3 protein-coding genes, 1 tRNA gene and 1 rRNA gene are annotated in these 9,741 nt (G+C 70.1%); 1 reads left to right on the forward strand and 4 read right to left on the reverse strand.

All coding sequences use genetic code 11. The features are described 5' to 3' along the window. Nucleotides 1–78: 78 nt before the first annotated feature. Nucleotides 79–5,547: a HAMP domain-containing protein gene (locus ACZ4M5_RS28740; protein ID WP_467740936.1), complete on the reverse strand. Its 5,469-nt coding sequence runs from the start codon at nt 5,545–5,547 to the stop codon at nt 79–81. A gap of 379 nt (nt 5,548–5,926) precedes the next feature. Between ACZ4M5_RS28740 and ACZ4M5_RS28745 the strand changes: the two genes are divergently transcribed. Then, nucleotides 5,927–8,680, forward strand: a complete 2,754-nt coding sequence (locus ACZ4M5_RS28745) for a SpoIIE family protein phosphatase (RefSeq protein ID WP_467740938.1) — start codon at nt 5,927–5,929, stop codon at nt 8,678–8,680. 47 nt (nt 8,681–8,727) lie between these two features. On the opposite strand, the gene ACZ4M5_RS28750 is transcribed toward ACZ4M5_RS28745, so the two are convergent. The 3 genes from ACZ4M5_RS28750 to rrf form a co-directional block, all read right to left on the reverse strand. Beyond that, a tRNA-Thr gene (locus ACZ4M5_RS28750) sits at nt 8,728–8,800 on the reverse strand. Between the two features lie 73 nt (nt 8,801–8,873). Then, nucleotides 8,874–9,536, reverse strand: coding sequence for a DegT/DnrJ/EryC1/StrS family aminotransferase (locus ACZ4M5_RS28755; protein ID WP_467740962.1), 663 nt, complete (start codon nt 9,534–9,536; stop codon nt 8,874–8,876). Nucleotides 9,537–9,650: 114 nt separating this feature from the next. Then, nucleotides 9,651–9,741, reverse strand: a 5S ribosomal RNA gene (gene rrf, locus ACZ4M5_RS28760); the annotation flags it as partial.

Consider the following 9,741-nt stretch of genomic DNA (forward strand, 5'->3'; position numbering starts at 1 on the left):
GCCCACCGAGTTCGGCCGGCCCGGCCTCCACACCGGGCCCGCCCTTCACGGCCCGCCGGACACCCGGCGGGCCGTGCCTCACTCCCCTCGCATCCACTGCTCCATCACCGTCAGCAGGTGATCGGGGTCGACCGGCTTCGTCACGTAGTCGGAGGCGCCCGACTCGATCGCCTTCTCCCGGTCGCCCTTCATCGCCTTCGCGGTCAGCGCGATGATCGGCAGCCCCGCGAACTGCGGCATCCTGCGGATCGCCGTCGTCGTCGCGTACCCGTCCATCTCGGGCATCATGATGTCCATCAGCACGACCGCCACGTCGTCGTGCTGCTCCAGGACCTCGATGCCCTCCCGGCCGTTCTCGGCGTACAGCACCGACAGGCCGTGCTGCTCCAGGACGCTGGTCAGGGCGAACACGTTGCGGATGTCGTCGTCGACGATCAGGACCTTCTGGCCGCCGAACCGGATGCCCCGCTGCGGTTTCGGCGCCGGCTCCTGCTCGGCGGGGACCCACTGCTCGGGCGGGGAGGGCCGCGCCGGCAGCTCGGGCGTCCTGCGCCGCCGCCGGAACAGCGCGGCGGGCCCGTTCTGCGTCTCGCGGTACGACGTCACCTCCGCCGGCGTCTCGGCCTCCGCGCCGGACAGCTCCGACGGGTCGCCCTGGGACACCGCCTCGGCAGCCTCCAGGGCGGGCAGCTGCTGCTGGTAGCCCTGCGGCGGCAGCTCACTGGGGTGCAGCGGCAGGTACAGCGTGAAGGTCGAGCCGCGCCCCGGCTCGCTCTGCGCGTGGATCTCACCGCCGAGCAGCTGCGCGATCTCCCGCGAGATGGACAGCCCCAGGCCCGTGCCGCCGTACTTGCGGCTGGTGGTGCCGTCGGCCTGCTTGAACGCCTCGAAGATCACCCGCATCTTGCTGGACGCGATGCCGATGCCGGTGTCCGTCACGGAGAACGCGATCAGCTCGGCGTCCGGATCGGTCAGCGACCCGGTCTCCAGCAACTGCTCCCGGATCTTCTGCGGCACGTCCTCCCGCGCCGGCCTGATCACCAGCTCAACCGAACCCGAGTCGGTGAACTTCACCGCGTTCGACAGCAGGTTGCGCAGCACCTGCAACAGGCGCTGCTCGTCGGTGTGCAGGGTGGCGGGCAGCTCCGGCGACACCCGCACCGACAGGTCCAGGCCCTTCTCGGCGGTCAGCGGACGGAAGGTGGCCTCCACGTAGTCCACCAGCTGCACGAGCGCGATCCGCGTCGGGGAGACGTCCATCTTGCCCGCCTCGACCTTCGACAGGTCCAGGATGTCGTTGATGAGCTGCAGCAGGTCGGAGCCGGCTCCGTGGATCGTCTCGGCGAACTCGACCTGCTTCGGGGAGAGGTTCCCCTCGGCGTTGTCCGCGAGCAGCTTGGCGAGGATCAGCAGCGAGTTCAGCGGCGTACGCAGCTCGTGCGACATGTTCGCCAGGAACTCGCTCTTGTAGCGCATCGACACCGCGAGCTGCTCGGCGCGCTCCTCCAGGACCTGCCGCGCCTCCTCGATCTCGGTGTTCTTCACCTCGATGTCGCGGTTCTGCTGCGCCAGCAGCTCGGCCTTCTCCTCCAGTTCGGCGTTGGACGCCTGCAGCGCCTTCTGCCGCTGCTCCAACTCGGCGGACCGCTCACGCAGTTGCTCGGTCAGCTCCTGCGACTGCGCCAGCAACGACTCGGTCTTGGTGTTGACGGAGATGGTGTTGACGCTGGTGGCGATCATCTCCGCGATCTGGTTCAGGAAGTCCTTCTGGATCTGCGTGAACGGCGTGAAGGACGCCAGCTCGATGACCCCGAGGACCTTCCCCTCGAACAGCACCGGCAGCACGATCACCTGCGCGGGCGGCGCCTCGCCGAGCCCCGACGAGATCCTCAGGTAGCCGCTCGGCGCGTTCTCCACCAGGATCGTGCGCTTCTCCGTGGCGGCCGTCCCGATCAGCGCCTCACCGGGCTGGAACGACGTCGGCATGGAGCCCATCGAGTAGCCGTACGAACCGACCATCCGCAGCTCGTACTGGTCGTCGGCCGCGACGTTGATGTCCTCGCCGTCGACCAGCGGCATGGCGAGGAAGAACGCGCCGTGCTGCGCCGAGACCACCGGGGTCAGTTCGCTCATGATCAGCGAGGCCACGTCCTCCAGGTCCCGGCGGCCCTGCATCAGCGCCGAGATCCGGGCGAGGTTGCCCTTGAGCCAGTCCTGCTCCTTGTTGGCGATGGTGGTGTCGCGCAGGTTGGCGATCATCTTGTTGATGTAGTCCTGGAGTTCCTGGATCTCCCCGGACGCGTCCACGTCGATCTTCAGGTTGAGATCGCCGCGGGTCACCGCCGTCGCCACGCGCGCGATGGCACGCACCTGCCGGGTCAGGTTCCCGGCCATCTCGTTCACCGACTCCGTCAGGTCCCGCCAGGTGCCGTCGACGTCACGCACGCGTGCCTGCCCGCCGAGCTGCCCCTCCGTGCCCACCTCGCGGGCCACGCGCGTGACCTCCTCGGCGAACGACGACAGCTGGTCGACCATCGTGTTGATGGTCGTCTTCAGCTCCAGGATCTCGCCCCGGGCGTCGATGTCGATCTTCTTGGTCAGATCGCCCTTGGCGATGGCCGTGGTCACCATCGCGATGTTGCGGACCTGGCCCGTCAGGTTCGACGCCATCTGGTTCACCGACTCGGTGAGGTCCTTCCACGTGCCGGCCACACCCGGCACGTGCGCCTGGCCGCCGAGGATGCCGTCCGTGCCCACCTCGCGGGCCACCTTGGTGACCTGCTCGGCGAACGAACTCAGCGTCTTCACCATCGTGTTGATGGTGTCGGCAAGCTGCGCGACCTCACCGCGCGCCTCGATGGTCACCTGCCGCGTCAGGTCACCGTTGGCGACCGCCGCCGAGACCTGCGAGATGTTGCGCACCTGCGTGGTCAGGTTCTTCGCCATCAGGTTGACGTTGTCGCTCAGGTCCTTCCAGATGCCCGTGACGCCCGGCACGTGCGCCTGGCCGCCCAGGATGCCCTCGGTGCCCACCTCGCGGGCCACCCGGGTCACCTGCTCGGCGAAGGAGGACAGCTGGTCGACCATCGTGTTGACGGTCGTCACCAGCTCGAGGATCTCGCCCTTGGCGTCGACGGTGATCTTCTTCGACAGGTCGCCCCGGGCGACCGCGGTGGTGACCTCCGCGATGTTGCGCACCTGGATGGTCAGGTTGTTCGCCATGCCGTTCACGGACTGGGTGAGGTCCTTCCAGGTGCCGGAGACGCCCTGCACCTCGGCCTGGCCGCCCAGGATGCCCTCCGTACCCACCTCGCGGGCGACCCGCGTGACCTCCTCGGCGAACGACGACAGCTGGTCCACCATCGTGTTCAGGGTGTTCTTCAGCTCCAGGATCTCCCCGCGGGCGTCCACGGTGATCTTCTGGGACAGGTCGCCCCGCGCCACCGCCGTGGCCACCTGGGCGATGTTGCGCACCTGGCCGGTCAGATTGGACGCCATGCCGTTCACGGAGTCCGTCAGGTCGCGCCACACACCGGCCACGCCCGGCACCTGCGCCTGACCGCCCAGCCGGCCGTCCGTACCCACCTCCCGGGCGACCCGGGTCACCTGGTCCGCGAAGGCCGACAGCTGGTCGACCATCGTGTTGATGGTGTTCTTCAGCTCCAGGATCTCGCCCCGGGCGTCCACGTCGATCTTCTGCGACAGGTCGCCCCGGGCCACCGCCGTCGTCACCTGGGCGATGTTGCGCACCTGGGAGGTGAGGTTGCCGGCCATCGAGTTGACGGAGTCGGTCAGTTCCTTCCACGTGCCCGACACGCCGTCGACCCGGGCCTGACCGCCGAGGCGGCCCTCCGTGCCCACGTCCCGCGCCATCCGGGTCACCTGGTCGGCGAAGCTCGACAGCTGGTCGACCATCGTGTTCACGGTGTTCTTCAGCGCGAGCATCTCGCCGGAGACGTCGACCGTGACCTTCTGCGACAGGTCGCCGTTCGCCACCGCCGTCGTCACCTGGGCGATGTTCCGCACCTGCCCGGTGAGGTTGCGGAACGCGGTGTTGACGGAGTCCGTCAGGTCCTTCCACGTCCCGGCGGCCCCGGGCACCTGCGCCTGACCGCCCAGCTCACCCTCGACACCGACCTCGCGGGCCACCCGCGTCACCTCGGCACCGAAGGCGGACAGCTGGTCCACCATCGTGTTGACGGTGTTCTTCAGCTCCAGCATCTCGCCGGCCACGTCGACCGTGACCTTCTGCGAAAGATCGCCGTTCGCCACCGCCGTCGTCACGGCCGCGATGTCCCGCACCTGCGTGGTCAGGTTCCGGAAGACCGTGTTCACCGAATCGGTGAGGTCCTTCCACGTTCCCGCCGCACCCGGCACGTTCGCCTGACCGCCGAGCCTGCCCTCGGCGCCGACCTCGTTCGCCACCCGTGTGACCTCGTCCGCGAAGATCCGCAGCGTCTCGGTCATCTGGTTGATCGTCTCGGCGAGCTGCGCGACCTCACCGCGCGCCGGCACCGTCACCTTCCGCGACAGGTCACCGTTGGCGACCGCGGTCGTCACCTCGGCGATCCCGCGCACCTGGGCCGTGAGGTTCCCGGCCATGGTGTTCACGGAGTCGGTGAGTTCCTTCCACACACCGTCCACGCCGGGCACCTGCGCCTGCCCGCCCAGCGCGCCCTCGGTGCCCACCTCCCGGGCCACCCGCGTCACCTCGGAGGAGAACGCCGACAGCTGGTCCACCATCGTGTTGACGGTGTTCTTCAGCTCCAGCATCTCGCCGGCCACGTGCACCGTGACCTTGCGCGACAGATCGCCCCGCGCGACCGCCGTCGTCACCAGCGCGATGTCCCGCACCTGGGCCGTCAGCCGGTGCGCCATCGTGTTGACGGAGTCGGTGAGGTCCTTCCACGACCCCGACATGCCCCGCAGCCTCGCCTGACCGCCCAGCTTGCCCTCGGTGCCCACCTCACTGGCCACCCGCGTGACCTCGTCGGTGAACGTCGACAGCTGGTCGACCAGGTTGTTCACGGTCCGGCCGACCTTCAGGAACTCGCCCCGCAGCGGCTGCCCGTTGCCCTCCGGCACGTGCGTGCGCAGCTCCATACGCGGCGACAGATCACCGTCCGCCACCGCCGACAGCACCCGGCTGACCTCGGAGACCGGCCGCACCAGGTCGTCCACCAAGGCGTTCGAGTTGTCGATCGCGGTCGCCCACGAGCCCTCGCAGACGCCCGTCTCCAGCCGCTCGGTCAGTTTGCCCTCGCGCCCCACCATCCGCCGCACCCGGGACAGCTCGCCCGTCAGGTGCAGGTTCCGGTCGGCCACCTCGTTGAAGACCGCGGCGATCTCCGACATCACGCCGTCGCCGGACACCGTGAGCCGCTTGCGGAAGTTGCCGTCCCGCATGGACACCAGAGCCGACAGCAGCCTGTTCAGCGCCGCCGTGTCCACCTCGGTCGTGCCGTTGCGCGCTGTGCCCTGGTTGCTCGGGGACTGTCCGCCTTTCGCGCGCGTCCTGTTGCCACGCGTCGCTGCGCCAGACTCCACTGTGTCCCTCCCGCAGGGGTCGACCGTCACTGCTGTGCTCGGGTTCCACTCTCGGCGTACCGGTTACTACTGCGTATTCTCCGCCCTGTGCACCGGGGCGGTCCCAGGGGCTGCTGCCCGCCGTACGCCTCCGGCACTCAGCCTGCCCGGACCCGTACGAGAAGCCTGCCCAGTGTTTCACCCCGGCCGAACCAGGCCATAACAGTTCGGCAGCTTCGCACATCGTCCGCACACCCTCCGGACGGAAACACTGCAGACCGGCACCCGCTCGGACCGCGAAGGTAAGTAACCTTGCATTCGGCTGTCCAGCCACGCCGGTCCGTCCGGCCTGGGCGGTGGCACGAAGACGAGCGGGCATCGGAGGGGCGGCCGCAGACACATGACCACCGGACTGATCCCGGGGGAACAGCCCCCGGACCCCCGGCCGACGGGCGGACTGCCGCACCAGCGGCACGAAGTGGACGGCCCCGCAGCCCAGCATGACGAGAACCGGTCGAGGAGTTCTGTGATCACCGCGCGCGCGGCCGCCAGTTTCGAGCCCGTCGGGCGCTCGGTCGCGAGCGCCCGCTCGTTCGTCCGGGACACCCTCCAGGGCTGGGGATTCGCCGACATCGTCGACGACGCCGTCGTTCTCACCAGCGAACTGGTGACCAACGCCGTCGTCCACGCCGGCACCTCCGCCGACGTGCTGTGCCTGCGCAGCGACGAGGGCGCGCGCATCGAGGTCGCCGACCGGTACCCGGAGCGCGAGGTGCCCCTGCAGGGGACGGCCGTCACCATGGGCAGCCCCGACCGCGAGGGCGGCCGCGGCCTGCAGCTGTGCGCGGCCCTCGCCGGCCGCTGGGGCGTCGAGTACACACCCACCCACAAGACCGTCTGGTTCCAGCTCGACCTGCCCGCACGCGCGGTCGGCACCCGCGCCGCCGGACCGGCCCTCCCCTCCGAGCTGCTCCCCCTGGCCGACGGCCGGGTCCGGGTGGCCGTCGTCCAGATCGACCGCACCGGCCACATCACCGCCTGGAACGAGGACGCCGAGGACCTCTTCGGCTACCCCGCCGACCAGGTCACCGGAAAGCCCCTCACCGACTTCGCCGCCTGGCCGCACACCCCGGGCACCAGCACCGGCATCGCCGAGGCCCTGCGCCTGTCCCGCTGGGAGGGCAGCTACGGCATCCGGGACGCCGACGGCCGGGTCGTCCCCGTCTACGCCTCCCACCTGCGCGTACGCGACACCGGCGGCGAGCCGTCAACCGTGTGCCTCCTGGTGCGCGACCACGAACGGGCCGTCCTCCAGACGCCCCTGCGCGTCCCGGCCTCCGACAGCACCGGCAGCGCCGAGGGCCAGAGCACCGACCCCTTCGAGGTCTTCATCGGCTCCCCCGCCCCGGACGACCTCGACGGCCTCCTCCAGCGCACGGTGGAACGCGCCCGCGACATGCTCGACGGCGACTCCGCCTTCCTCCTGCTCGCCACCGACGACGAGACGGAACTGGAGGTCCGCGCCTCCACCGGCCTGCCGTCCGCCCGTCAGCGCTTCGCCCGCGTCCCCGTCGAGGCGGGCCCCGGCCGCTACGGCTCGGCCCGCATGCCCGCCGTCCACGACGACCTCGCGGCCGTCCCCGGCGCGGTCCCCCTGCTGAACGGCACCGGCATGCGCTCGGTCGTCACGGTCCCGCTGAAGGTCGAGGGCCGTCTCACCGGCTCCCTCGGAGTCGCCGCCGAGGCCCCCGCCCGATACTCCAACGAAGAGGCCCTGCGCCTGCAGTTCGCCGCAGACCGCATCGCCCTCGCCGTCGAGTCGGCGCGCCTGGGCGAGCTGGAGCGGCTGCGCCGCGGCTCCCTCAGCTTCCTGGTCGAGGCCTCCGACCTGCTCGCCGGCACCCTGGACCGCGACCAGACCCTGGCGCTGATGGCCCAGATGACGGTCCCCACCCTGGCCACCTGGTGCGCCGTCTACACGATCGCCGACCAGTCCTCCGAGCCCGACCTGTCCTACGTCCTGCACGAGGACGAGGAACTCATCGACGGCATCAAGTCCCTGCTGTCGAAGGTCCCGCCGCCCGACCCGGTCCCGACGCCCGGCGCCCGCGTGTGGCCGGCCCCCGGCGAGAACGCCCACAAGGCCGCCCTGCGCAGCTCGATGCGCAGCCTCGGCCTCAGTGGCGGGACCGGCACCCAGGTCACCCCCGGCATCGGCCCGACCCTCGCCACGGCCTCCGCGGTCGGCGGCGAGACGGTAGTCCTGCCCCTGGTCGCCCGCAACCGCGTCATCGGCATGCTCACCCTCGGCAAGCCGGCCGACGAGCACTTCCGCCAGGAGATCCTGGAACTCGCCGAGGACCTCTCCCGCCGGGCCGCCCTGGCCCTGGACAACGCCCGCCTCTACTCGGAGCGCACGGCGATCAGCCAGTCCCTCCAGCGCAGCCTCCTGCCGCCCGAACTGCCGTCCATCGACGGCGTCGAGGTCGAGGTCATCTACCGCGCGGCCGGCGAGGGCAACGAGGTCGGCGGCGACTTCTACGACGTCTTCCCCATCCGCGACGGCGCCTACGGCTTCGCCATCGGCGACGTCTGCGGCACCGGCCCGAACGCCGCAGCCGTGACGGGCCTGGCCCGCCACGCCCTGCGCCTCCTCGCCCGCGAGGGCCTCAGCGGCCCGGCGGTCCTGGAGCGCCTCAACTCCGCCATCCTCGACGAGGGCGCCCGCAGCCGCTTCCTCACCCTCCTGTACGGCGAGATGCGCCCTCAGGAGGACGGCAGCGCGGAGCTGAAGGTCGTCTGCGCCGGCCACCCCCTGCCGCTGCGCCTGCGCCAGGACGGCACGGTCGAACCGGCCGCCGAACCCCAGCCCCTCCTCGGCGTCATCGAGGACCTGGAGCTCTACGAGGAGACCGTCACGCTCGACCCGGGCGACGTCCTGCTGTGCGTCACGGACGGCGTCACCGAACGCCGTGAAGGCACCCGCATGCTGGGCGACGACGGCCTCGCCGACGTCCTGACCACCTGCACGGGCCTGACGGCCGGAGCGGTCGCGGCGCGCATCATGCGGGCGGTGGAACGCTTCGCCTCGGACGCCCCGTCCGACGACATGGCGATTCTGGCCATGCGCGTCCCCGGCCTCCACCAGGACTAGGACAAGAAAGAAGGCCCCACCCGTGAGGGTGGGGCCTTCTTTGCCGGAGCCCCCAAACGGAATCGAACCGTTGACCTTCTCCTTACCATGGAGACGCTCTACCGACTGAGCTATAGGGGCCTGTCGCTTCGGGGGTGCGCCCCGCGGCAACGGAATAGATCATACCCCGAACAGAAGCCTGCTCCCAACCACGTCAGAAGGCCGGCTGCAGCAGGCCTCCCAGGGCATTACAGGCGGAGACGATCCGCTGCATGTCCCGCTTGGTGAGGGCGGCGTCCACCGGCAGTGCGAGCGTCTCGTCGGCGGCTCGCTCGGTCTCCGGCAGCGAGACGCACCGCCGGAACTCGGGCAACCGGTGCACGGGTGTCTTCACCGGGACCCGGCACTCAACTCCCCTGCTGCGCACGGCTCGCGCGAAGGCGTCCCGGTCGGGTCGCCCGTTCCCCGGGATGCGCACGACGTACTGCTGGTAGGAATGTCCGTCACCGTCGTCCGGTGTCCGCACGCCCCTCAACTTGGCGTGCAGATAGGCCGCCCGTTCTCTGCGCTGCGCTATCTCGTCGTATGGCGCCTCGGACTCCCCCTGTTCCAGGACGAGCAGTCCGTGTCGCTGCCCCACCCGGTGCAGCCGCCCGAGATCGGCGAGCCGGCCGAACCGGTGCACCACGACGACGGCCGCGGTCCGGGAGGTCACGGCGGCCTCCACGGCACCGGCGTCGAGGCAGTACGTGGAGGGATCTATGTCGGCGAACACGGGCATGGCTCCGGCCATGGCAACGGATTCGGCGATCTCGACGTTCCCGAAGGCCGGGACGACGACCTCGTCGCCGAGCCCGACGCCGGCGGCCTTGAGCAGTGCGGCAGTACCCATGCTGTGCATGCTCGTTGCGCAACGTGAACGTCAAGTGACGGACAACAAAAAAGGGTTGGACCCCGAACCGAAGTCCGGGGTCCAACCCTGATAAAAATTGTTCGGCGGCGTCCTACTCTCCCACAGGGTCCCCCCTGCAGTACCATCGGCGCTGTAAGGCTTAGCTTCCGGGTTCGGAATGTAACCGGGC

The organism is Streptomyces sp. NPDC026246 (assembly GCF_055567995.1).

What these genes read in the sequence shown, in the direction of transcription:
- ACZ4M5_RS28745 (WP_467740938.1), top strand. Translation starts at nt 5,927, where the DNA reads ATGACCACCGGACTGATCCCGGGGGAACAGCCCCCGGACCCCCGGCCG.